This is a genomic window from Yersinia aldovae 670-83 (genome assembly GCF_000834395.1).
Taxonomy (GTDB): Bacteria; Pseudomonadota; Gammaproteobacteria; order Enterobacterales; family Enterobacteriaceae; genus Yersinia; species Yersinia aldovae.
In genome coordinates this window covers 661,491-683,339 of record NZ_CP009781.1, presented here as the reverse complement: position 1 = coordinate 683,339, position 21,849 = coordinate 661,491, and the positions used below count along the sequence as shown (strand labels likewise).

Genomic DNA, 21,849 nt, shown 5'->3' with positions numbered 1-21,849 from the left:
GGCTGTGGCTTGGCGCGTTTGACTCTGAACAAAACATGGAGATATCGCGATGCCAGTTTATTTTACCAAACGTGCTTTTCTACCTGATGGATGGGCTACAGATGTGCAGATCTCCGTTGATGAACTGGGGTTTATTCAACATATTTCGAGTGGCAGCAGTAGCGAGAATTGCCAGGTTTTATCCGGCCCGATAGTACCTGGTATGCCCAATCTACACTCACATGCTTTTCAGCGCATGATGTCTGGATTAGCGGAGGTTGCCGGTGATCCGCAAGATAGCTTCTGGACCTGGCGTGACCTGATGTACCGTTTGGTGCAACAATTGACACCGGAACACATTGGTATCATTGCCCGCCAGTTGTATATCGAAATGTTAAAAGGTGGCTACACCCAAGTGGCAGAATTCCACTATTTGCATCATAGCCCTGAGGGTTCTCCTTATGGCGACCCTGGTGAAATGACGGCACAGTTGAGCCAGGCCGCCGAGCAGGCAGGGATTGGAATGACCTTATTGCCTGTGCTTTACAGCTATGCTGGTTTTGGCGCTCAACCAGCCCAACAAGGCCAACGGCGCTTTATTCAGAATACTGAAAGCTATCTTGAGCAGCAGCGAGTCATTAGCAAACAATTGGCTAATCAACCTCTACAAAATCAAGGTTTATGTTTTCACTCATTGCGTGCTGTTGAGCTAAGCCAAATGCAGGAGATTTTGCAGGTATCAGATAAACAGTTGCCGATTCACATCCACATTGCCGAACAACAAAAAGAGGTCACGGATTGTCTGGCGTGGAGTGGGCAACGCCCGGTTGCATGGCTGTATGATAATTTACCTGTCGACAGCCGCTGGTGCCTGGTCCATGCCACGCATCTGGATAAATCAGAGCTGGTGTCACTGGCAAACAGTCAGGCTGTTGCTGGATTGTGCCCAACAACAGAAGCCAATTTGGGGGATGGGATTTTCCCTGCGGTTGATTACTTGCAGCATGAAGGGCGCTGGGGAATAGGTTCAGATAGTCACGTTTCACTGGATGTAGTGGAAGAGCTACGCTGGCTGGAATACGGGCAGCGTCTGCGAGACCAGCGGCGCAATCGCCTGACCAGCGAGCAACAACCTGCAGTGGCTGATTTGCTATATAAGCAAGCATTAGCCGGTGGGCGGCAGGCTTGTGGCACTATGATCAGTCAACTCGCTGTAGGATATCGTGCTGACTGGTTGGTGCTAGATGGCGCGGATCCTTACATTGCAGGCACTGAATCTGCTTCGTTACTAAATCGTTGGTTATTTGCGGGGGGGAAATCGCAAATTCGAGATGTTTATGTAGCAGGTAGAGCGGTAATCGTGGATAGATATCATCCAATGCAACAGCAAGCGGCACAGGATTTTCTGGCCGTACTGAAAACCTGCCAACAGGAGGTCTGATGAACTTTACTGTTTTTGATTTCGCCAGCTTGCCCATTAGCCGCTGGCGAAATGGTGGTGGAGAAACGCGTGAAATCGCATGTTGGCCGGTTGGTGGCGATGATTTTGCCTGGCGTGCCAGTATCGCCACTATTGAACAGGATGGCCCGTTTTCTTTATTTCCTGATATCGATCGCTCGATCACATTGCTATCTGGCGAGGGGATGGTGCTATCCGGCCCGGAATTAGGGGAGCATACTCTTTCACACCCATTGCTGCCTTTCGCTTTCCCTGGGGATACCGCTGTCCATTCAAGGTTATTGGGCGGAGCCTGCCAGGATTTTAATATCATGACACGCAGAGGGTGCTGGCTGGCGAAAGTAACAGCAATTGATTCTGAACATGAGTTACCAGCCTCCCACGGTGGACTGGTCTATGTCGTCAAAGGCAACTGGTTGATTTGTCATACGGAAACCCATCAGTTGGCGGCTCAACAAGGTTGCTGGTGGCTACCGGCGAGTAAAGGTGGACAATTACAACCATTGTCTGCTGTGGGTCATGTGCTGTGGGTGGATTTAATTCCAGTACGCTAGTTGTGAACCCTAATCGGTATTTGCTATCAACTAAACCGTTATAAAAATAGGACTCCCTGCTCCTTATAATTAAATTATGCCTGCGATTTTAAATCGCAGGCATAAAATCGTTGGCCTGCTGCCCCTTCATGTTTTTATCAATATCTTTCGTCCGAGCTACTTTTATCGCTGAGTTCACTGTCTTTTAATCTTATGAAGCGCTCAAATCATGAGCATTTGTTAGATCCATGTCATATTTTTGTTGTTTGCTCGATACAAAACACACATTTCGGTTGTTTGGTTGTAAATATTTCAATAATCTTAATTATGAAATAAAAATTTGAAAACGAATGCGTGAAAAAAGATAAGTGATAAACGTTTGCAACTTGTTGTTATTTAAGTTTTTTATGAGATTTTGGTCGGGGTTTAAGCGATTGAATTCACTTGAATCGCATTATAAGTGCCGATAATCCTTATGTATACACTGCGGTGCGTTAGGTAATTATAAAAAATACCTTTCATAAAGCAGGCTCTGAGATGTTAATGCAATACCACTATTGAAGGGTAAAAATATGAAGCTGAAAAAAATCATTATCGCCTCGCTTGCTATCTGTATGCTGCCATTGGGTGCTTATGCAAAAGACCTTAAAATTGGTGTGTCAATGGCCTATTTTGACGACAATTTTCTGACAATCTTACGTCAGGCAATGCAAAATAAAATGAAAGAAGAGGGTAACGTTTCTGGTCAATTTGAAGATGCAAAAGGTGATATTGCACAGCAAATCCAGCAGGTAGAAAACTTTGTCAGCCAAGGTGTCGATGCCATCATTTTGAACCCAGTGGATACGCAAGGGGTGAAATCGATGATCAAATTGGCTGAGCAGGCAAAAATCCCACTGGTTTTTGTCAATCGTCGGCCTGAGGCGACGTTGCCGGCAAGGATGGCCTATGTAGGTTCTGACTCTGAACTTGCTGGACGTTTACAGATGGAGGAATTAGCTAAACTGATGGGAGGGAAGGGTAATGTTATGATTTTAATGGGAGAACTTTCCAGTGAGGCTACCCGCGATAGAACTCGAGGCGTAGAGAAAGTAGCTGCTCAGTATCCCGAAATCCATATTATTGATAAACAAACAGCAAAATTCTTCCGCAAAGAAGCGGTTGATGTCACCACAGATTGGATTCTTTCTGGTCAGCAAATTGATGCGATTGCTTCGAATAATGATGAAATGGCGATCGGTGCAATTCTTGCTTTAAAACAAGCTAAGAAAAAAGGTGTGCTGATTGGTGGTATTGATGGCACGCCTGATGCTATTGAGTTTATTAAAAAAGGCGATCTGAATGTGAGTATTTTTCAGGATGCCAAAGGCCAGGGGGAAGGTGCGGTTGACGCTGTAATCAAATTAGTCTCTGGGCAGAAAGTGGAAAGTAGCGTTATGATCCCATATCAATTAATTACCAAAGATAACTATCAGGATTTCTCCAATGAAAACAAGAAATGATGTAAGGATCAACACGGCTAAGAAGTTAATGAGTAAAATAGTCAAAAGTTTCAAGTGACGATACCTTTTAAATATTATTAAATTAATTTAATAAATAGTGAATGAAATCTATTTCCATAAATAGACAATGCCGTATTTATGATATTGGTAAAATAATAAGTACGGTATTACCCGACACTAAACTTGTTGGGATGACTCCGGAGATCATGATATGTATTCTTATATTCTCGAGGCCGAGGGTATCAGCAAGAAATTCCCTGGTGTCAAAGCGTTGAATAAAGTGGGTATCAAAATAAAATCAGGTAGTGTCCATGCATTAATGGGAGAGAATGGTGCAGGAAAATCAACACTGATGAAGTGCTTGATTGGAATATATCATCCCGATGAAGGTACAATTAAAGTAAAGGGTAACATAGTTACCTTTAATGATACGTTAGATGCACTTCATGCGGGCATTGCCATGATCCATCAGGAATTAAATTTAGTTCCACATATGACGGTTGCTGAGAATATTTGGCTCGGGAGAGAACCTGTTCATTATGGGTTGGTTAATCACGACTTATTGAACAGGAAAACCAGTGAGCTATTGCAACACCTTAATATAAAACTCCGGCCGGATATGATCGTTGGTGAATTAAACATTGCCAGCCAGCAGATGGTCGAAATTGCGAAAGCGGTTTCCTATGATGCGGATGTATTAATCATGGATGAACCAACGTCAGCATTGACCGAAGGGGAAGTCTTTCATCTTTTTGCAATCATTAAAGAATTAAAACAACAAGGTAAGGGTATCATTTATATCAGCCATAAGATGGATGAAATTTTTGAGATTACTGATGAGGTGACTATTTTTCGTGATGGCACATTGGTCGCAAGCGATAAAACAGAAAGCCTGACTAAACAGTCGTTAATTACCATGATGGTAGGCCGTGAACTTACGCATATGTTTCCTAAGTTTAACAGCAATATTGGTGAGGAGGTATTGCGCGTAACTAATTTGCGGCGTGATGGTGTGTTTCATGATATTTCCTTTGCTGTCAAACGAGGTGAAATCTTGGGGGTGGCAGGTCTGGTGGGGGCTGGTCGTAGTGAGGTTATGGAAAGCCTGTTTGGTATGCATCCGGCAGATGGCGGTGATGTTTTTATTGAGGGTTTATCGGTTCATATTGATTCTCCGTCAAAAGCCATTGAACAAGGATTAGCCTTTTTGACCGAAGATCGTAAAAAATCAGGCTTATTTTTAGTTCTGTCTGTTGTTGAAAATATGAGTATTGTAAATCTTTCCGAATATATTAATAAAAGAGGATTTGTCAGCCACGGAGAAATGGCGCAGGACTGCATGGAGCAAATAAATAGGCTTAATATTAAAACACCAACGATGGACCAAATTATTAATAATTTGAGTGGGGGTAATCAACAAAAAGTTCTAATAGCACGTTGGTTGTTGGCTCAACCCAAAATACTTATTCTCGATGAACCAACCAGAGGCATTGATGTTGGGGCGAAATCGGAAATTTATCGTTTGATCAGCGAACTGGCAAATCGTGGTGTTGCTATTATTTTAGTCTCTTCCGAATTGCCTGAAATACTGGGGATGAGTGATAGAATCATGGTGATGCATGGTGGTCACATTACAGGGATATTAGATCAAAAAGATGCCAGCCAAGAAAGAATAATGGCGCTTGCTTCTCAATAATAACAGAAAGGTTACAATGATGAGTAATGTTAAAATTGATAACGTAATAGTTAATGAGCCAACCAAAAAACATTCATTCATGTTAGGCCTGAAGGGGAAGTTGCCTAAAGATACCGGTATTTTTATTGTGATGATAGGTATCGCACTAATTTTTGAACTGCTTGGCTGGTTTATTCGTGAACAGTCATTTTTATTAAATCCTAATAGGTTATTATTGATTGTATTGCAGGTGGCGATCATTGGTATTATTGCTGTTGGGGTTACACAAGTTATTATTACTACAGGTATTGATTTGTCGTCAGGTTCTTTGATTGCGCTTACCGCTGTTGTTGCGGCAAGTCTGGCGCAAACATCCGATAGTATATCACCGATGTATCCACACTTGCTGGATTTACCCGCAGCTATCCCTATTACTGCCGGTATTGGGGTGGGTATTTTCTGCGGGTTTATTAATGGTTTTTTGATAACCCGTACCGGAATCCCCCCTTTTATTGCGACTCTTGGGATGATGGTTTCAGCTCGTGGACTGGCTCAGTATTATACCAAAGGCAATCCGGTTAGTTTTCTTTCAGATGAGTTTACTGTAATCGGTCAGGGTGCGATGCCGGTTATTATTTTTCTTGTGGTCGCGGTTATTTTCCACATTGCACTTAAACATACCCGCTACGGGAAGTATGTCTATGCCATCGGTGGCAACATGATTTCCGCAAAAGTCTCCGGTATTAACGTTAATAAGTATTTGGTCACAGTTTATACTATCGCAGGGGGCCTGGCGGGTCTGGCAGGTGTGGTATTGGCTGCCCGGGTGAGCAGTGGGCAGTCCAGTATGGGTCAGTCTTATGAATTGGATGCAATTGCAGCGGCAGTTATTGGTGGCAGCAGTTTGATGGGAGGCGTTGGCAGGATCACCGGCACTGTCATTGGGGCGGTGATTCTGGGGCTGATTAAGAGCGGTTTCACTTTTATTGGCGTCGACTCATACATCCAAGACATCATAAAAGGGATGATTATTGTCAGCGCAGTCGCCATAGATATGCATCGTAATCGTAAGAAACGATAGTTATGCCGAGTCATACCAGACAAGCCGTTGCTTGTCTGGCTGTTATTTACTCAGTTCAAACCAATCAGTATCACGGGTGGCTATAGTGGCCAGCGTTGATACCATTTCAATCAGGTGCAGGTGGATAGCCTCTTTAGCAGCATTTTGATCGCGCTGTTCTAGCGAACGATAAATTTTATAATGCTGCTCAATCAAACTCTCTGGTGAGGGCTCATCAGCCAGTCTCATAAAACAGGCTCTATCCATCGTGGCTTTAATACTTTTGATAGCCTCCCACGCCAACGTGCAGTTTGCGATTCCAGTAACAATATGATGGAACTCGTCATCCAGCCCTAAAAACTCTCGAATGGTAAAATACAAATGTGCGGGCCATAGAAAGCCGTACAGTTACTGCACTTGTTTGGGGCGGATTTGACCATCTGTAACCAGGCGAATACATCTATTTGTGATTTTTATAAAACATCCTTTCATTAAAATTGAAATTTTGTTTTCAAGTTGCTATGGTCTGCACAGTCAAGTCTAACTATCATACCCAATGGGCTGTAGCTTGTTGGCGCAAAGGAGATAACAAATGAAAATCGCACTGATGATGGAGAATAGCCAGGCCGGTAAAAACGCGATAATTCTTAAAGAGTTAAATGCGGTCGCTGCGGAGAAATCATACCCGGTATACAACGTTGGGATGAGTGATGAGAAAGATCACCACTTGACTTACATTCATCTGGGTATCATGGCCAGTATTTTGTTAAATGCCAAAGCGGTCGATTTTGTCGTTACCGGCTGTGGCACTGGTCAGGGCGCAATGATGTCATTAAATATTCACCCTGGCGTGATATGTGGCTATTGTATCGATCCTGCGGATGCTTTCCTGTTTGCTCAAATCAACAACGGTAATGCGTTATCTCTGCCATTTGCCAAAGGTTTTGGTTGGGGCGCGGAATTAAATGTGCGTTATATCTTTGAAAAAGCATTTACCGGCGTGAAAGGTGAAGGTTACCCACTGGATCGCAAAGAGCCGCAAGTTCGTAATGCGGGTATTTTAAATCAAGTGAAAGCTGCCGTGGTGAAAGAGAATTATCTGGATACACTGCGTGCTATTGATTCCGAATTGGTGAAAACTGCGGTGAGTGGCGAGCGTTTCCAGCAGTGTTTCTTGGAAAATTGTCAGAATAAAGAGATCGAAACTTTCGTAAAGGGTGTTCTGGGATTACAGTAGAACAACAGCGCTGAGCAAAGGCTCCTGATTAGGAGCCTTTTGCTTTTTGGGATATTACCCGGTGACATGCTGGTTGAAAACGTTGTAACCCGTTAGCATTTGGGCGGTGTCCCTTGCGGTGGCAGATAACGTAGCGGATCAAGTGCGGTGGCACGGTAACGGATTTGGAAGTGCAACATTATAGTGTCGCTTCCAGTGCTACCCATTGTCGCAATTTTTTGCCCAGCTTTTACATCCTGCGCATTTTTTACCAACAGGGTGTCGTTATGAGCGTAAGCTGTGATGAAATCATTGCCGTGTTTAATCATTATTAGATTGCCATAACCACGCAGTTGATTTCCTACATACACCACACGCCCTTTGGCAGAAGCGTATACGGGTTGTCCACGTTTACCTGCAATATCAATACCTTTATTACCGCCATCGGCGTTGGAGTATCTTGATATTACCTGGCCGTTGGTTGGCCAGTACCAGCAACGATTAGCACCCGGTGGTGGAGCCGCTTGCGCGACAGTGCTGCTGGAAGATTTACGCTTAGTCGACGTCAGCCGCCCTGATGAGGTGGAACTACCGAGCTGAATTTTTTGCCCGACTTCCAGTGTATAGGGTGGGCGAAGCTTGTTGATTCGCGCCAGGTCACTCACTTCGCTGTCACTGATCCACGCGATAAAATAAAGTGTATCACCGCGTTGAACCGTATACGTTTTATCGTTATAGCTGCCTTTCGGTAACGTGGCATAGTCACGATTAGATTTGTTTGAGCACCCAGCCAATAGCAAAATAGCCATTGCATATATTGCAAATTGTGGCCACAACTGCATTCTACTCCTCGTGTTCAAAACGTTTCCTTTATCATCGTGATATCAAACTCCCTCAGCCCACTATATTACCATTTGAATGATAAGCGTCAAAAGCCTGAACAAGTCTATCATTGTAGTCACCGACGCCAATAAATTTAACTGCTTCAACCCGCATAAATTATTGATACCCCGAATAGAAATTGAGTTATTACCGATAAAGGCATTGCTGTGGCGGGTTTGGATGGATTACGTCATGGTGGCATTGCAGTGATTTTCGCCTGAGAGTTCCCAGCACATCCGCGCAGAAAAATAAAAAACGCAGTATTCTGCGGTTATTGAGTGAGTAACCGCTTTAATATTCATATGTGATTTTCCGAATGTATTATTGATTTTGTTTTTATGCGGAGTATCCTGTGCCTGATCCAATTATGGAGGCCATGATGCTTTTAACGCCACTACAACTTTTCAAAAACTTATCCGATGAAACGCGTCTGGGTATTGTCCTGCTGCTCAAAGAGATGGGTGAACTGTGCGTATGTGATCTCTGTACGGCACTTGATGAACCTCAACCCAAGATTTCACGCCATTTGGCGATGCTAAGAGAGTGCGGATTACTGCTGGATCGTAAGCAGGGGAAATGGGTGCATTATCGTCTCTCACCACATATTCCTTCGTGGTCAGCGCAGGTGATAGAGCAAGCCTGGTTAAGTCAACAGGACAATATTCAGGTCATCGCGCGGAAGCTGACTGTTGCTAATGGTGCTACCCGCAGTAAAACGATCTGTTTATAAAGCTATCTGTTTATAAAGCTATCTGTTTCCAAGACTACTTTCATCTAAAAAGCTTGTCGATATATATTCGAAATTTCATATGTATGGGGGTTTTATGTTACTGGCGGGAGCAATATTCATTCTGACAATCGTACTGGTCATCTGGCAACCTAAAGGGCTGGGCATCGGGTGGAGTGCGACATTTGGCGCAGTGTTAGCCTTGCTCACTGGGGTGGTTCATCTTGGCGATATTCCGGTGGTATGGAATATTGTTTGGAATGCGACCGCTACCTTTGTGGCTGTGATAATCATTAGCTTATTACTTGATGAGTCTGGTTTTTTTGAGTGGGCCGCGCTGCACGTATCCCGCTGGGGTAGGGGGCGTGGGCGACTATTGTTCACCTATATTGTGCTATTGGGTGCCGCTGTTGCTGCTCTGTTTGCAAACGACGGTGCAGCACTTATTCTAACGCCTATTGTTATCGCGATGCTACTGGCGCTTGGTTTTAGTAAAGGAACAACCTTGGCGTTTGTTATGGCCGCAGGGTTTATTGCAGATACTGCAAGCCTGCCGTTGATAGTGTCTAATTTGGTGAATATCGTCTCTGCCGATTTCTTTAAACTCGGTTTTAGTGAGTATGCCTCGGTAATGGTGCCAGTAGATATCGCTGCCATTATCGCAACGCTCATTATGTTACATCTATTCTTTCGTAAGGATATTCCGGCAACCTATGAACTCTCACGGCTGAAAGCGCCAGCCGACGCGATAAAAGACCCTGCGACATTCAAAACTGGCTGGGTGGTTCTGGTTTTACTGCTGGTTGGTTTCTTCGTTCTTGAGCCGTTGGGGATTCCAGTTAGCGCAATTGCGGCAACGGGTGCAATCATTTTGTTTGTCGTAGCGAAAAAAGGACATGCAATCAATACCGGTAAGGTTTTGCGTGGCGCGCCCTGGCAAATTGTGATTTTTTCACTCGGCATGTATTTAGTGGTTTATGGTTTGCGCAATGCGGGGCTGACGAACTATCTGTCTGGCGTATTTAATCAACTTGCAGAACATGGACTGTGGGGGGCCACATTGGGTACCGGTTTCCTGACAGCGTTTTTATCTTCTATTATGAATAATATGCCGACGGTACTGGTGGGAGCCTTATCCATTGAGGGTAGCTCGGCTTCCGGTGTTATCAAGGAAGCGATGATTTATGCCAATGTGATTGGTTGCGATCTGGGTCCAAAAATTACTCCGATTGGTAGCCTGGCGACGCTGCTTTGGCTGCATGTGTTATCGCAAAAGAACATGAAAATAACCTGGGGATACTACTTCCGCACCGGGATTATCATGACCCTACCTGTGCTATTTGTCACGCTGACCGCGCTGGCGCTACGTCTTTCTTTCAATCTGTAATGAGATGCTGATATGAGCAACATAACCCTTTACCACAATCCAGCTTGCGGTACGTCCCGCAATACGTTAGAGCTTATCCGCAACAGCGGTATAGAGCCTACGATTATTTATTATCTCGACACACCACCGAGCCGCGATGAATTGGTGAAACTTATTGCAGACATGGGCATCGCGGTAGAAGCATTGTTGCGTAAGAACGTTGAACCATATGAACAACTGGGTTTATCGAAAGGTTTGTTCACAGATGATCAACTGCTCGACTTTATGTTGCAGCACCCGATTCTGATTAACCGACCAATTGTAGTCACGCCAATCGGAACCCGCTTATGCCGCCCTTCTGAGGTGGTACTCGCTATCTTGCCTGAAACGCAGAAGGGGGAATTTATTAAAGAGGATGGCGAAAAAGTGATTGATGAGTTCGGTAAACGCGTTAAATGACTTGAAAGGGGCATTTCGCCCCTTTGTTTTATGATTCAGCCTGCTGGCCTTTTAACATTATTCGTGTCGCGTCTATGTGTTTTTCTGTCTTTGTGGTTAATCCTAAGATGCCAATAGAAACAACATAGTTAGACGTTGAACAGGAAGTTCATTACGTCACCATCTTTCACGATGTACTCTTTGCCTTCTGAACGCATTTTCCCGGCTTCTTTTGCGCCTTGCTCACCTTTGTAGGTGATAAAATCGTCAAAGGCGATGGTTTGTGCACGAATAAAACCTTTCTCAAAGTCGGTGTGAATCTTACCCGCCGCTTGTGGCGCGGTAGCACCGATAGGGATTGTCCAGGCGCGAACCTCTTTAACACCGGCGGTAAAGTAGGTTTGCAGGTTCAGCAGTTCATAGCCTGCACGGATCACTCGGTTCAGGCCCGGCTCTTCGATACCCAGTTCGGCCATAAATTCAGCGCGGTCGGCGTCTTCCAGCTCTGCGATATCAGACTCAACAGCGGCACACACTGCAACCACAACAGAACCTTCGGCGGCGGCAATAGCACGCACCTGATCCAGATACGGGTTATTCTCAAAGCCATCTTCATTGACGTTGGCAATGTACATCGTTGGCTTCAGGGTCAGGAAACTCAGATAACGGATAGCGGCTTTATCTTCTGCGCTCAGGTTCAACGCACGCAGCATCCCGGCATTTTCTAAATGAGGCAGGCATTTCTCCAGTGCTTCCAGCTCTGCTTTTGCGTCTTTATCGCCACCTTTGGCTTTTTTCTGGACGCGATGGATTGCACGCTCACAGGTCTCCAGATCAGACAGTGCCAGTTCGGTATTGATGGTGTCGATATCATCAACCGGATCAACTTTACCCGCGACGTGGATGATGTTGTCATTTTCAAAACAACGCACTACATGGCCGATAGCTTCAGTCTCACGGATATTGGTCAGAAATTGGTTGCCCAGACCTTCACCTTTGGAAGCACCTTTTACCAGACCGGCAATATCGACAAATTCCATCGTGGTCGGCAAGATACGTTGCGGTTTAACAATCTCGGCCAGTTGGTCCAGACGTGGGTCCGGCATTGGTACCACACCCGTATTGGGTTCAATGGTACAGAACGGGAAGTTGGCTGCTTCGATCCCCGCTTGTGTCAACGCGTTGAACAGGGTGGATTTACCCACGTTAGGCAGGCCTACAATACCGCATTTGAATCCCATGTTTATATCACCTTAAATAACTTAAAAATCAACTCGTTAGGTTTAACGCGCCGATGTAATCAAAATTTATGTCGCCATTATACACATTCTGACGATTTTTCTCGATCACGCTCTTTCGTTGCGGGAGTTGCTTTTATCACAATGGCTGGTAGGTAATTGATTTTTCTAACTCTGTGTTCAAGATCACGTTTCTGCCATCTGAAGTTTTCTGGTTAATATCCGATAACGGGTTATTAGTGGCTGCTTACTGAATTTGGATTATCCCGATGGAAATGAATATCTATAAATGGCTGATAGTAATTTTGGTTGGGGGGATTGTGGGGGTCTTGGGTGTGTACTTTCTGACGACAGACATGCAGCCTGCCGAACCCACCTTTGCGCAACGGGTGGATCAATATGGGGCGCAGATAGAAAGTCATTCAGCTAATAGCGTGAGATATGTGGGTTATAAAAATAAACCACTTTATGAGGATCTTGACAGTGTTCAATTAACATTCACCGCCATAAACGACAAGTTTGAGCGCAGCCACGATTTGTCAGATAACAAGGAAAAAGCCGCCGATTGGGACACCCTTTTTTGCACTAACGAACTACATGATATTGCGGAGCAATATGATGCCAAGAGCGCTAATCTTCTCGGGCGGGTTAGGGTGGTCGTTGTCGGTATTGTTCTGACCAACGAAGGTCAGCAGGGAATCAATACCGTATGCAATTAACGATGGATGAATTGAAAAACAAGTTCCCCGGTTCGGATTAGCGTTCGGGGAACTGGGGCCATCTATCTCTACGCATTCGCCTTAAAGGAGTGCAGGCGATTCATGGCCTTGGTGATGTCTTCTTGTAGCAGTACTTCAGTGCAACGGATAGATTCGTCGATAGCATCATCGATTAACGCTTGTTCGCTGGCTGGGGGTTTGCCCAGAACAAAACCGGTTACTTTACTCTTATCGCCCGGATGACCAATACCAATGCGCAAGCGATAGAAGTTAGGATTATTGCCGAGCTTGCTCTGAATATCTTTCAGACCATTGTGGCCACCGTTACCGCCGCCCAATTTTAATTTGGCTACACCGGGCGGAATATCCAGTTCATCATGTGCGACTAAAATCTCTTCCGGCAAGATACGGTAGAACCCCGCCATTGCAGCGACTGCCTTGCCACTAAGGTTCATGAACGTTGATGGTACCAGCAAGCGAACGTCCTGACCCGCCAGGTTTAAGCGCGCGGTATAGCCGAAAAACTTAGGTTCTTCTTTCAATGATTGGTTGTGGCGCTCGGCCAATAAATCCACATACCAGGCACCCGCATTGTGGCGGGTTTGGGCATATTCAGCGCCTGGGTTTGCCAGCCCAACGATTAATTTAATGCTACTCACGTCGTCAATTCGCTATTACTAAAGGAGTTTAAAGTGTGACAGTTTACCTGTCATGGCGCGCAATAACAAAAGTGAATGCGCGGGTAAATTTGCCTGGAGTGAATAGTTGTAAATATGAATAGTTTATTTATGCAATAATTCAAATTTAATGCTAAATGTTTGGATAATGTAGAGATTTGTCGAAAATAATTCCCCAGATGTGATCGTAAGCGCAACACCTTCAGCGCCAGCCTGACTATACTGAGTTATTAAGTGGAGATTAATAATCGCCTTAAGCAATGAATTTCAGTATGTAGGATTAAGGCAATCTTTCATTGGCAATCGGAAGTTATTGGCAACCGAAAGCGGAGGTGGCATATGAAACGTAAAAACGCAACGGTAATGGGTAATATGTTGATGGGATTGGGTTTGGTCATAATGGTCGGTGGCGTTGGTTATTCAATTCTGACTGAAATCACCGAGCTTGGTTTACCGCAATTCTTTGCCCACGGCGCGGTAATGAGTATCTTTATCGGCGCTCTGCTATGGCTGGTTGGCGCGCGTATTGGTGGCCGTGAACAAGTCGCTGATCGCTATTGGTGGATTAAGCACTTTGATAAACGGTGCAATCGCAATCAACGCCACTCATAGCTGAGTACTGTGTTATGAGTACTGTGTTAAATACAGAATAACAACCTGCTTCCAGTATTAATCGGGCTAACAGGAGGCATCAATGACGGCTCAAGGCTGTATTGATCAAGAACTTACCGAGCAAGAGTAGAAAGCCCGTTGTCGCATCTGCTTCAACGGGTTTTTCTTTATCTGCTATTGATTAATGCTCGAACATCGCAGAGATAGACTCTTCATTACTAATACGGCGGATAGCTTCAGCCAACATACCAGACAGCGTTAGAGTACGTACATTCTTCAATGCTTTGATTTCAGCTGACAACGGAATGGTGTCACAGACAATCACTTCATCAATAACAGAGTGCTTGATGTTTTCAACCGCATTGCCAGAGAAGATCGGGTGAGTTGCGTAGGCGAATACACGCTTGGCACCACGTTCTTTCAGGGCTTCTGCCGCTTTACATAAAGTACCACCGGTATCAATCATATCGTCAACCAGCACGCAGTCACGGCCTGCAACATCACCGATGATATGCATCACCTGAGAAACGTTAGCGCGTGGACGGCGTTTGTCGATAATGGCCATATCGGTGTCGTTCAACAGTTTCGCAATAGCTCTGGCACGGACAACGCCACCAATATCTGGTGAGACAACAATTGGGTTTTCCAGATTCTGCTGCAACATATCTTCCAGCAGGATTGGGCTACCAAATACGTTATCAACCGGAACATCAAAGAAGCCTTGGATCTGTTCGGCATGAAGATCCACTGTCAATACGCGGTCAACCCCAACACTTGAGAGAAAATCGGCAACAACTTTGGCAGTGATAGGCACACGGGCGGAGCGCACACGGCGATCCTGGCGGGCGTAACCGAAGTAAGGAATAACAGCAGTAATACGTCCTGCGGAGGCGCGACGCAGGGCATCAACCATGACAACCAGTTCCATCAGGTTATCGTTCGTGGGTGCGCAGGTGGACTGGATGATGAAAATATCACCACCGCGTACATTTTCGTTGATTTGCACGCTCACTTCGCCGTCGCTAAAACGACCTACAGCGGCGTCACCAAGACTGGTGTACAAACGGTTGGCAATACGTTGTGCTAGTTCCGGGGTGGCGTTACCAGCAAAAAGCTTCATATCAGGCACGAGAAGAACCTCAGGCATGCGTCCAGAGAAGATATTGTCAGATCAGTAATCAGGGGCGATTATTCATACTGATTGCAATATACATACGGGTATTTAAAGCCAAAACAAAACAGCATTATGAACCGGCTTTCAATCAAGTGAGACAAGTATTTTCAGAACCCAGGTCAGTGGGGCCATTACTGCGGCCTCTCGTAACGCTGTAAATCATTATCTGTACTCACTACTTTCAAATTTCCCAGAGCGCAGCATACGATGCAGCGGTGAAATATTCACACCACGCGCAACAAAACCGTGCAACCACTCTGGGGCAATACTTAACACCTGTCTGGCCGAGGCTTCAGTGTCGAACTCTGCAAACACACAAGCACCGGTTCCGGTAAGGCGTGACGGAGCGTATTCTAACAGCCATGAAAGAGCCTGTTCAACCTCGCGAAAACGTTTTCTTGCGATCGGTTCGCAATCATTTGCGTACGGAGTGCTTAAAAGCGCCGCCAGTGGGCGAACTGGCGTATTTCTTTTTAATTCAGGATCGGAAAAAATAATGGGTGTTGGGATGGTTACACCGGGGTGTACGACCAAATACCACCTCTCTGCCGGCTCCGCTGGGTACAATTTTTCGCCAATACCTTCGGCAAAAGCAGCATGACCGCGAATAAATACTGGCACATCGGCACCCAATGACAGGCCAAGAATGGCTAATTCGTCTTCAGATAAGCCACATTGCCACAGCGTATTAAGTGCGACCAGCACGGTTGCCGCATTTGAGGAACCGCCACCCAGCCCGCCGCCCATTGGCAGGCGTTTATCAATACTGATATCCGCACCGCGTGGTGTTTGATGATTACCGGACTGTTTTTTCAGCAATCGTGCCGCTTTAATTATCAGGTTTTGCTCGTTTTCCACCCCCTCTATGGGGGTTAGCAATCGAATCTGTTCATCATTACGGGGCACGATGGTGAGTAGGTCACCATAATCGAGAAACTGAAACAGCGTTTGCAATTGGTGGTAACCATCGACTCGCTGCCCGGTAATGTAAAGAAACAGGTTCAGTTTGGCCGGTGACGGCCAGATAAGTTGACGCTGGCCCACCATATTATTTGACAATCCAGCTATCCATTTTCAGTTTGATGCGTTGCCCACCCTGGCTTAATTCCAGGCGGCTGGGTAATGATGGCGTGACCTTGGTATTGTATTCCTGATAGTCGACCACCCATGTCACACCATTTTGTGTGTAAGTTAGCTGCTTTAATCGGTATTGATCATCAAGCGTGAAGTCGGTGGTATCACCCGGCAAGCCGAGTATCCATTGGCGCAGGCTGCCCAGTGGGATAGACATCCCCGTCAGCTTTTGAATCATCTCTTGCGGGTCGTCACTGACATAGCGTTTACCCTGATTATCAGTCAGTCGTGTCACTCCCGGCTGCACGAGTAACTCCAGTTCGGTGCTACCCAGCGGGTTGGTTAGCAGCAAACGATAACGTTCAGGGGCGGTCTGCTGCCAGAAGAAACGTGCATAAACCTTCTGTTTGTCAGAGATATAAGCAAAAGCGCCACGGGTCTGGAATGAATCAAGTTGTTGCAACTGTTGTTCGTGCTGACGCCACTGCGGTGATGTCGGGCTGGTTGCCGGGCCAGGCGGTGGCGTGGTGCTACAGGCTGCCAGCAACAGAGTGGCTAAAGGAAGCAGGCGATAAAAACTGACTTTATGCATCGGCATATGGGTATAAATCCTATCGGTCGCAGGGTTTTCACCGGCGGCGCGTCTTTGAGCAGATCATTTTACCGTTAAATCATCATTTTTGATAAAATAAATCATTTGATGCGCTGTAAATCGGTATCCGAGGTGCTCACGCTAACGGGCTGAAGGCAGAGCGTCAATGCCTTGTTCCGTATTGTGCTGGGCGTAAGCAATATTGTTGTACAGCAGATAACCAATTTTTGATCATAATTTATGATAATACTTAGGATAATGCACTGTGACTTTTATTGATCTCGCGCATCAAGTAGAATGCGGTTCAGACGAGAATCCATACTAACATCAGTATTACTCGAAGCCGTTCACATGACTCTGCTCGCATTAGGCATTAATCACAAAACTGCTCCTGTATCGCTACGTGAACGGGTGACTTTTTCACCGGAATCGATCGATCGAGCGCTTGCTAGCTTGCTCCAACAGCCGTTGGTGCAGGGCGGCGTCGTATTGTCTACGTGTAACCGCACCGAGCTTTACCTCAGCGTAGAACAGCAAGAAAATTTGCAAGAGCAATTGATTGCCTGGTTGTGCGGTTATCATAAGCTCAGTCCGGATGAGGTGAGAAAAAGCCTTTATTGGCACCACGGCAATGATGCGGTCAGCCATTTAATGCGTGTTGCCAGCGGATTGGACTCACTGGTGTTAGGTGAGCCACAGATTCTGGGGCAGGTGAAAAAAGCGTTTGCTGAATCTCAGCGCGAGCAATCACTGTCTGGTGAACTGGAGCGTTTATTCCAGAAATCCTTCTCCGTTGCCAAACGGGTTCGTACCGAAACTGAAATTGGTGCCAGTGCTGTTTCGGTAGCTTTTGCTGCCTGTACATTGGCGCGGCAAATTTTCGAATCCCTTGCTGAACTGAATGTATTGCTGGTCGGCGCGGGTGAAACCATTGAGCTGGTGGCACGTCATCTGCGTGAACATCAGGTCAAGCATATGATTATCGCGAACCGCACGCGTGAACGCGCACAGGCATTGGCGACCGAAGTGGGGGCTGAGGTGATTACTTTGCCGGAAATTGACGCTCGTCTGGCGGATGCCGACATTATTATCAGTTCGACTGCCAGCCCGCTGCCCATTATTGGTAAAGGGATGGTGGAGCGTGCGCTGAAAAGCCGTCGCAATCAACCAATGCTGTTTGTGGATATCGCCGTACCACGGGATATTGAACCGGAAGTGGGTAAATTATCTAACGCCTATTTATACAGTGTTGATGATTTACAAGCGATTATTCAGCACAATATGGCGCAACGTCAGGCAGCGGCGATTCAGGCTGAGACGATAGTGCAGCAGGAAAGCATGAATTTTATGGCCTGGCTGCGCTCTCAGGGGGCGGTTGAAACCATTCGTGATTATCGCTCGCAGGCTGATCTGGTGCGTAGCGAAATGACGACCAAAGCGCTGGCGGCGATTGAACAGGGCGCTAATGTGGAACAGGTAATAAACGAACTGGCCTACAAGCTGACCAACCGCCTGATTCATGCTCCTACCAAATCCCTCCAACAAGCCGCCAGCGATGGCGATATGGAGCGGTTACAATTATTACGCGACAGCCTTGGGCTGGATCAGCACTAGTTTCCTCTAATTAACAGGGTCTAAAACCACGGATGAAGTCTTCTATTGTTGCCAAACTGGAAGCGTTACAAGAGCGCCACGAAGAAGTGCTGGCGCACCTTGGCGATGCCAGTGTTATTGCCGATCAAGACCGTTTCCGCGCGTTATCTCGCGAATATGCGCAATTGACGGATGTCACCCACTGTTTCAAAGAATGGCGCAGTATGCAGGATGATATCGACGCGGCAGAAATGATGCTCGAAGATCCCGAAATGCGTGAAATGGCACAGGAAGAACTGAAAGAAGCCAAAGCCCGCAGTGAAGAGTTGGAACAACAACTGCAAGTCTTGTTGCTGCCAAAAGACCCTGATGATGAGCGTGACTGTTTCCTGGAAATCCGCGCCGGAACCGGCGGCGATGAGGCTGCTATCTTTGCCGGTGACATGTTCCGCATGTACAGCCGTTATGCTGAAGCGCGCCGTTGGAAAGTTGAAATTATGAGTGCCAGTGATGGTGAGCATGGTGGCTATAAGGAAGTGATTGCCAAAGTCTCCGGTGACGGTGTCTACGGTCAGTTGAAGTTTGAATCCGGTGGTCACCGTGTTCAGCGCGTTCCTGAAACCGAGTCACAAGGGCGTATTCATACCTCGGCATGTACCGTGGCGGTGATGCCCGCCATTCCTGAGGCAGAAATGCCGGAAATTAACGCCGGTGATTTGCGCATCGATACCTTCCGCTCTTCCGGTGCGGGTGGTCAGCACGTTAACACCACCGACTCAGCAATCCGTATTACCCACATTCCCACCGGTATTGTGGTGGAGTGCCAGGATGAGCGTTCACAGCATAAAAACAAAGCGAAAGCGATGTCAGTGCTGGGCGCGCGTATCCGTGCCGCTGAAATGCAAAAACGCCAGTTGGCAGTGGCTTCAGAGCGCCGCAATCTATTGGGTTCAGGTGATCGCTCTGATCGCAACCGCACTTATAATTTCCCGCAGGGCCGGGTGACAGACCATCGTATCAACCTGACTCTTTACCGTCTGGATGAAGTGATGGAAGGGAAATTGGATATGCTGATCCAGCCAATTGTGCAGGAATATCAAGCTGATCAGCTCTCCGCGTTGTCTGAGCAAGAGTAATGGACTACCAGCACTGGCTGTCTTGTGCGGCAGCCCGTTTCAACCACAGTGATAGCCCGAAGCGTGACGCTGAGATTTTGTTGGGCTTTGTCACGGGCCGGGCGCGAACTTATCTGCTAGCGTTCGGTGAAACGGATCTGACAGCAGATCAGTTGCCGCTGTTAGAGCAACTGGCTCAACGGCGAGAGCAGGGGGAGCCGATTGCCTATTTGGTTGGGGAGCGCGAGTTCTGGTCTTTGCCGCTGAGTGTTTCCTCCGCCACATTGATCCCTCGCCCTGATACCGAATGTCTGGTTGAACAAGCTCTGGCTCACCTACCGTCAACACCCTGCCGTATTCTGGATTTGGGTACAGGTACTGGTGCGATTGCGCTGGCGTTAGCCTGCGAGCGCCCTGATTGCGCGGTTATCGGCGTTGATATCAACACCGATGCTGTTGCACTGGCGCGCCATAATGCTGAAAAGCTTGCGATAAATAATGTGGATTTCCTGCAAAGTAGCTGGTTTGACTCAGTGAATGGGCGATTTACGCTGATTGCGAGTAACCCTCCCTATATTGATGCCAATGACCCTCATCTTAATGAAGGTGATGTGCGTTATGAACCGCACAGTGCGTTAGTGGCTAAGGCTGAGGGCATAGCTGATTTGGCTGAGATTATTCGCCAGGCTCCGGCCTATCTGGAACCCAATGGTTGGTTAATGTTGGAACATGGCTGGCAGCAAGCAAATGCGGTGCAGAAACTGCTACAAGAAACGGGATTTAGCGCTGTAAAGACCTATAAAGATTATGGTAATAATGATCGGGTGACATTAGGGCAATGGGGCGTGTTTTGAAAAAATACCCGTTTAACCGCAGCGTGTTCTGCCTTGAAAAAAGAACGACGAATAATTTACCTATAATAGGGAGCGAAAGTCATGTGGGTTGATTACATTGCCATTAAGTATTTGCATTTGCTCACTGTGGTCGTCAGTATTACCCTGTTTGTACTGCGTTTTTTCTGGAAATGCCGCAGTTCAGCTATGATGGAGAAACGCTGGGTAAAAATAACGCCGCATATCAATGATACGCTGCTGTTCGTCAGTGGCATTGTTCTTATTTTTATTACTGGGTTTTATCCATTTAGTCCGCAAGGAACATGGCTGACTGAAAAGCTGTTTGGCGTTATTATCTATATCCTGCTTGGCTATGTTGCATTAGGTAAGCGAACTCGCAGCCAGAATATTCGCTGGTTTGCTTTTATACTCGCATTGGGTTGCCTGTATCTGGTTGTCAAACTGGCAACAACTAAATTACCACTGCTGATGGGATATTTATGAGTAGCATTGCTGATTTCGAATTTAACAACGCATCTCTGTGTGATGGGGTGTTACTGGTTACCCAGGAGATTCGACAGGATTTTCCGCTGGCTGATGTACGTAAGCAGCTACAACAGCTCGTTGATGATGCGCGGGCTGCTATGCCGGCCGATCTCAATCAGGATCAGCAATTAGAAGTGCTTATCGACTTGTTTTATCGCCAATGGAAATTTGGCGGAGCAGGTGGGGTTTACCGCTTATCTGATGCTATCTGGTTGGATAAAGTGCTGGATAAACGCCAAGGCACACCGGTTTCTTTGGGGGTTATTTTCCTGTATATCGCCCATCAGCTAGATTTGCCGCTGATGCCCGTTATCTTTCCAACCCAGTTGATTCTTCGGGCCGACTGGCTGGATGAAGAGATGTGGCTGATCAACCCGTTGAACGGTGAAACACTCAATGAGCATGTGCTTGAAGTGTGGATCAAAGGCAATCTGGGGTTGAGCGCAGAGCTGGAAGATGAGGATCTGGAAGAAGCGGAAAATACCCTGATAGTACGCAAAATGCTCGATACGCTTAAAGCGGCGCTAATGGAAGAGAAGCAGATGGAACTGGCATTGCGTGCCAGTGAAGCGGTGTTGGCGTTTGACCCCGATGACCCCTATGAAATCCGCGATCGTGGTCTGATTTATGCGCAACTGGATTGCAACCATATTGCCATCTCAGATTTAAGCTATTTTGTCGAACAGTGCCCGGAAGACCCGATTGCTGAAATGATAAAGATGCAGATCCACTCTATTGAGCAACAACGAGTGACGTTGCACTGATACCCGTCATACTTCAAGCCGCATGTGCGTTGGCCGCCTTCATTCACCCCAGTCATTTACTGGTCGTTGACTTTA

Annotated in this window: 23 protein-coding genes; 16 read left to right on the top strand and 7 right to left on the bottom strand. The window is 46.5% G+C overall.

Annotated elements, in window-relative coordinates:
• The first annotated feature begins 49 nt into the window (after nucleotides 1–49).
• The 5 genes from AT01_RS03155 to AT01_RS03135 all read left to right on the top strand — a co-directional run bounded on the left by AT01_RS03155 (nucleotide 50) and on the right by AT01_RS03135 (nucleotide 6,229).
• Complete coding sequence (locus AT01_RS03155; protein ID WP_042546050.1) at nucleotides 50–1,420, top strand: formimidoylglutamate deiminase; 1,371 nt, start codon at nucleotides 50–52, stop codon at nucleotides 1,418–1,420.
• Nucleotides 1,420–1,992 (top strand): HutD/Ves family protein, encoded by a 573-nt coding sequence (locus AT01_RS03150; RefSeq protein ID WP_042546049.1) that lies wholly within the window; start codon nucleotides 1,420–1,422, stop codon nucleotides 1,990–1,992. Before AT01_RS03155 ends, AT01_RS03150 begins: the two co-directional genes overlap by 1 nt.
• A gap of 551 nt (nucleotides 1,993–2,543) precedes the next feature.
• On the top strand, nucleotides 2,544–3,473 hold the full coding sequence (locus AT01_RS03145) for a sugar ABC transporter substrate-binding protein (protein WP_042546048.1): 930 nt from the start codon (nucleotides 2,544–2,546) through the stop codon (nucleotides 3,471–3,473).
• A 211-nt stretch (nucleotides 3,474–3,684) separates the two neighbouring features.
• The gene (locus tag AT01_RS03140; RefSeq protein WP_042546047.1) at nucleotides 3,685–5,169 is read left to right on the top strand and encodes a sugar ABC transporter ATP-binding protein; all 1,485 of its coding nucleotides are present in this window, start codon (nucleotides 3,685–3,687) and stop codon (nucleotides 5,167–5,169) included.
• Between the two features lie 19 nt (nucleotides 5,170–5,188).
• On the top strand, nucleotides 5,189–6,229 hold the full coding sequence (locus AT01_RS03135) for an ABC transporter permease (protein ID WP_042546046.1): 1,041 nt from the start codon (nucleotides 5,189–5,191) through the stop codon (nucleotides 6,227–6,229).
• Nucleotides 6,230–6,271: 42 nt separating this feature from the next.
• Here the strand turns inward: AT01_RS03135 and AT01_RS03130 are convergent, their stop codons facing one another.
• A complete protein-coding gene (locus tag AT01_RS03130; RefSeq protein WP_052489933.1) occupies nucleotides 6,272–6,589 on the bottom strand; it encodes an FCD domain-containing protein in 318 nt (105 codons plus the stop codon).
• A 211-nt stretch (nucleotides 6,590–6,800) separates the two neighbouring features.
• Between AT01_RS03130 and AT01_RS03125 the strand changes: the two genes are divergently transcribed.
• A complete protein-coding gene (locus AT01_RS03125; RefSeq protein ID WP_042546045.1) occupies nucleotides 6,801–7,445 on the top strand; it encodes an RpiB/LacA/LacB family sugar-phosphate isomerase in 645 nt (214 codons plus the stop codon).
• A 92-nt stretch (nucleotides 7,446–7,537) separates the two neighbouring features.
• On the opposite strand, the gene actS is transcribed toward AT01_RS03125, so the two are convergent.
• Entirely contained in the window at nucleotides 7,538–8,266 is a 729-nt protein-coding gene (gene actS, locus AT01_RS03120) for an amidase activator ActS (protein ID WP_042546044.1), read from the bottom strand.
• Nucleotides 8,267–8,685: 419 nt separating this feature from the next.
• Between actS and AT01_RS03115 the strand changes: the two genes are divergently transcribed.
• The 3 genes from AT01_RS03115 to arsC all read left to right on the top strand — a co-directional run bounded on the left by AT01_RS03115 (nucleotide 8,686) and on the right by arsC (nucleotide 10,858).
• Nucleotides 8,686–9,036, top strand: coding sequence for a transcriptional regulator (locus AT01_RS03115; RefSeq protein WP_042546043.1), 351 nt, complete (start codon nucleotides 8,686–8,688; stop codon nucleotides 9,034–9,036).
• A 94-nt stretch (nucleotides 9,037–9,130) separates the two neighbouring features.
• Nucleotides 9,131–10,420 (top strand): arsenic transporter, encoded by a 1,290-nt coding sequence (locus tag AT01_RS03110; RefSeq protein WP_042546042.1) that lies wholly within the window; start codon nucleotides 9,131–9,133, stop codon nucleotides 10,418–10,420.
• Nucleotides 10,421–10,432: 12 nt separating this feature from the next.
• Nucleotides 10,433–10,858 carry a glutaredoxin-dependent arsenate reductase gene (gene arsC / locus AT01_RS03105; RefSeq protein ID WP_042546041.1) on the top strand — a complete coding sequence of 142 codons (426 nt, stop codon included), beginning with the start codon at nucleotides 10,433–10,435 and terminating at the stop codon, nucleotides 10,856–10,858.
• 128 nt (nucleotides 10,859–10,986) lie between these two features.
• On the opposite strand, the gene ychF is transcribed toward arsC, so the two are convergent.
• The gene (gene ychF / locus AT01_RS03100; RefSeq protein WP_042546040.1) at nucleotides 10,987–12,078 is read right to left on the bottom strand and encodes a redox-regulated ATPase YchF; all 1,092 of its coding nucleotides are present in this window, start codon (nucleotides 12,076–12,078) and stop codon (nucleotides 10,987–10,989) included.
• A gap of 266 nt (nucleotides 12,079–12,344) precedes the next feature.
• Between ychF and AT01_RS03095 the strand changes: the two genes are divergently transcribed.
• Nucleotides 12,345–12,794 carry a hypothetical protein gene (locus AT01_RS03095; RefSeq protein WP_042546039.1) on the top strand — a complete coding sequence of 150 codons (450 nt, stop codon included), beginning with the start codon at nucleotides 12,345–12,347 and terminating at the stop codon, nucleotides 12,792–12,794.
• A gap of 68 nt (nucleotides 12,795–12,862) precedes the next feature.
• On the opposite strand, the gene pth is transcribed toward AT01_RS03095, so the two are convergent.
• Nucleotides 12,863–13,453 carry an aminoacyl-tRNA hydrolase gene (gene pth, locus AT01_RS03090; RefSeq protein ID WP_042546038.1) on the bottom strand — a complete coding sequence of 197 codons (591 nt, stop codon included), beginning with the start codon at nucleotides 13,451–13,453 and terminating at the stop codon, nucleotides 12,863–12,865.
• 357 nt (nucleotides 13,454–13,810) lie between these two features.
• Between pth and ychH the strand changes: the two genes are divergently transcribed.
• Nucleotides 13,811–14,083 carry a stress-induced protein YchH gene (gene ychH, locus AT01_RS03085; protein WP_042546037.1) on the top strand — a complete coding sequence of 91 codons (273 nt, stop codon included), beginning with the start codon at nucleotides 13,811–13,813 and terminating at the stop codon, nucleotides 14,081–14,083.
• A 181-nt stretch (nucleotides 14,084–14,264) separates the two neighbouring features.
• On the opposite strand, the gene prs is transcribed toward ychH, so the two are convergent.
• The 3 genes from prs to lolB form a co-directional block, all read right to left on the bottom strand.
• A complete protein-coding gene (gene prs / locus AT01_RS03080) occupies nucleotides 14,265–15,212 on the bottom strand; it encodes a ribose-phosphate diphosphokinase (RefSeq protein ID WP_004390739.1) in 948 nt (315 codons plus the stop codon).
• Nucleotides 15,213–15,419: 207 nt separating this feature from the next.
• Nucleotides 15,420–16,304, bottom strand: coding sequence for a 4-(cytidine 5'-diphospho)-2-C-methyl-D-erythritol kinase (gene ispE, locus AT01_RS03075; protein ID WP_042546036.1), 885 nt, complete (start codon nucleotides 16,302–16,304; stop codon nucleotides 15,420–15,422).
• A 1-nt stretch (nucleotide 16,305) separates the two neighbouring features.
• Nucleotides 16,306–16,929, bottom strand: coding sequence for a lipoprotein insertase outer membrane protein LolB (gene lolB / locus AT01_RS03070; RefSeq protein WP_042546035.1), 624 nt, complete (start codon nucleotides 16,927–16,929; stop codon nucleotides 16,306–16,308).
• Nucleotides 16,930–17,274: 345 nt separating this feature from the next.
• Between lolB and hemA the strand changes: the two genes are divergently transcribed.
• The 5 genes from hemA to sirB1 all read left to right on the top strand — a co-directional run bounded on the left by hemA (nucleotide 17,275) and on the right by sirB1 (nucleotide 21,774).
• Nucleotides 17,275–18,537 (top strand): glutamyl-tRNA reductase, encoded by a 1,263-nt coding sequence (hemA, locus tag AT01_RS03065; protein ID WP_042546034.1) that lies wholly within the window; start codon nucleotides 17,275–17,277, stop codon nucleotides 18,535–18,537.
• Nucleotides 18,538–18,569: 32 nt separating this feature from the next.
• On the top strand, nucleotides 18,570–19,652 hold the full coding sequence (gene prfA, locus AT01_RS03060) for a peptide chain release factor 1 (RefSeq protein WP_004698952.1): 1,083 nt from the start codon (nucleotides 18,570–18,572) through the stop codon (nucleotides 19,650–19,652).
• A complete protein-coding gene (gene prmC, locus AT01_RS03055) occupies nucleotides 19,652–20,485 on the top strand; it encodes a peptide chain release factor N(5)-glutamine methyltransferase (RefSeq protein ID WP_042546033.1) in 834 nt (277 codons plus the stop codon). The genes prfA and prmC overlap by 1 nt, the downstream gene beginning before the upstream one ends.
• An 81-nt stretch (nucleotides 20,486–20,566) precedes the next feature.
• Entirely contained in the window at nucleotides 20,567–20,968 is a 402-nt protein-coding gene (locus AT01_RS03050) for a SirB2 family protein (protein WP_004698955.1), read from the top strand.
• Entirely contained in the window at nucleotides 20,965–21,774 is an 810-nt protein-coding gene (gene sirB1 / locus AT01_RS03045; RefSeq protein ID WP_042546032.1) for an invasion regulator SirB1, read from the top strand. Before AT01_RS03050 ends, sirB1 begins: the two co-directional genes overlap by 4 nt.
• Nucleotides 21,775–21,849 lie beyond the last annotated feature (75 nt).

What these genes read in the sequence shown, in the direction of transcription:
- AT01_RS03095 (WP_042546039.1), top strand. Translation starts at nt 12,345, where the DNA reads ATGGAAATGAATATCTATAAATGGCTGATAGTAATTTTGGTTGGGGGG.
- AT01_RS03145 (WP_042546048.1), top strand. Translation starts at nt 2,544, where the DNA reads ATGAAGCTGAAAAAAATCATTATCGCCTCGCTTGCTATCTGTATGCTG.
- AT01_RS03050 (WP_004698955.1), top strand. Translation starts at nt 20,567, where the DNA reads ATGTGGGTTGATTACATTGCCATTAAGTATTTGCATTTGCTCACTGTG.
- AT01_RS03140 (WP_042546047.1), top strand. Translation starts at nt 3,685, where the DNA reads ATGTATTCTTATATTCTCGAGGCCGAGGGTATCAGCAAGAAATTCCCT.
- AT01_RS03110 (WP_042546042.1), top strand. Translation starts at nt 9,131, where the DNA reads ATGTTACTGGCGGGAGCAATATTCATTCTGACAATCGTACTGGTCATC.
- AT01_RS03150 (WP_042546049.1), top strand. Translation starts at nt 1,420, where the DNA reads ATGAACTTTACTGTTTTTGATTTCGCCAGCTTGCCCATTAGCCGCTGG.
- arsC (WP_042546041.1), top strand. Translation starts at nt 10,433, where the DNA reads ATGAGCAACATAACCCTTTACCACAATCCAGCTTGCGGTACGTCCCGC.
- AT01_RS03125 (WP_042546045.1), top strand. Translation starts at nt 6,801, where the DNA reads ATGAAAATCGCACTGATGATGGAGAATAGCCAGGCCGGTAAAAACGCG.
- prmC (WP_042546033.1), top strand. Translation starts at nt 19,652, where the DNA reads ATGGACTACCAGCACTGGCTGTCTTGTGCGGCAGCCCGTTTCAACCAC.
- hemA (WP_042546034.1), top strand. Translation starts at nt 17,275, where the DNA reads ATGACTCTGCTCGCATTAGGCATTAATCACAAAACTGCTCCTGTATCG.
- sirB1 (WP_042546032.1), top strand. Translation starts at nt 20,965, where the DNA reads ATGAGTAGCATTGCTGATTTCGAATTTAACAACGCATCTCTGTGTGAT.
- AT01_RS03155 (WP_042546050.1), top strand. Translation starts at nt 50, where the DNA reads ATGCCAGTTTATTTTACCAAACGTGCTTTTCTACCTGATGGATGGGCT.
- AT01_RS03115 (WP_042546043.1), top strand. Translation starts at nt 8,686, where the DNA reads ATGCTTTTAACGCCACTACAACTTTTCAAAAACTTATCCGATGAAACG.
- AT01_RS03135 (WP_042546046.1), top strand. Translation starts at nt 5,189, where the DNA reads ATGAGTAATGTTAAAATTGATAACGTAATAGTTAATGAGCCAACCAAA.
- prfA (WP_004698952.1), top strand. Translation starts at nt 18,570, where the DNA reads ATGAAGTCTTCTATTGTTGCCAAACTGGAAGCGTTACAAGAGCGCCAC.
- ychF (WP_042546040.1), bottom strand. Translation starts at nt 12,078, where the DNA reads ATGGGATTCAAATGCGGTATTGTAGGCCTGCCTAACGTGGGTAAATCC.
- ispE (WP_042546036.1), bottom strand. Translation starts at nt 16,304, where the DNA reads ATGGTGGGCCAGCGTCAACTTATCTGGCCGTCACCGGCCAAACTGAAC.
- actS (WP_042546044.1), bottom strand. Translation starts at nt 8,266, where the DNA reads ATGCAGTTGTGGCCACAATTTGCAATATATGCAATGGCTATTTTGCTA.
- lolB (WP_042546035.1), bottom strand. Translation starts at nt 16,929, where the DNA reads ATGCCGATGCATAAAGTCAGTTTTTATCGCCTGCTTCCTTTAGCCACT.
- ychH (WP_042546037.1), top strand. Translation starts at nt 13,811, where the DNA reads ATGAAACGTAAAAACGCAACGGTAATGGGTAATATGTTGATGGGATTG.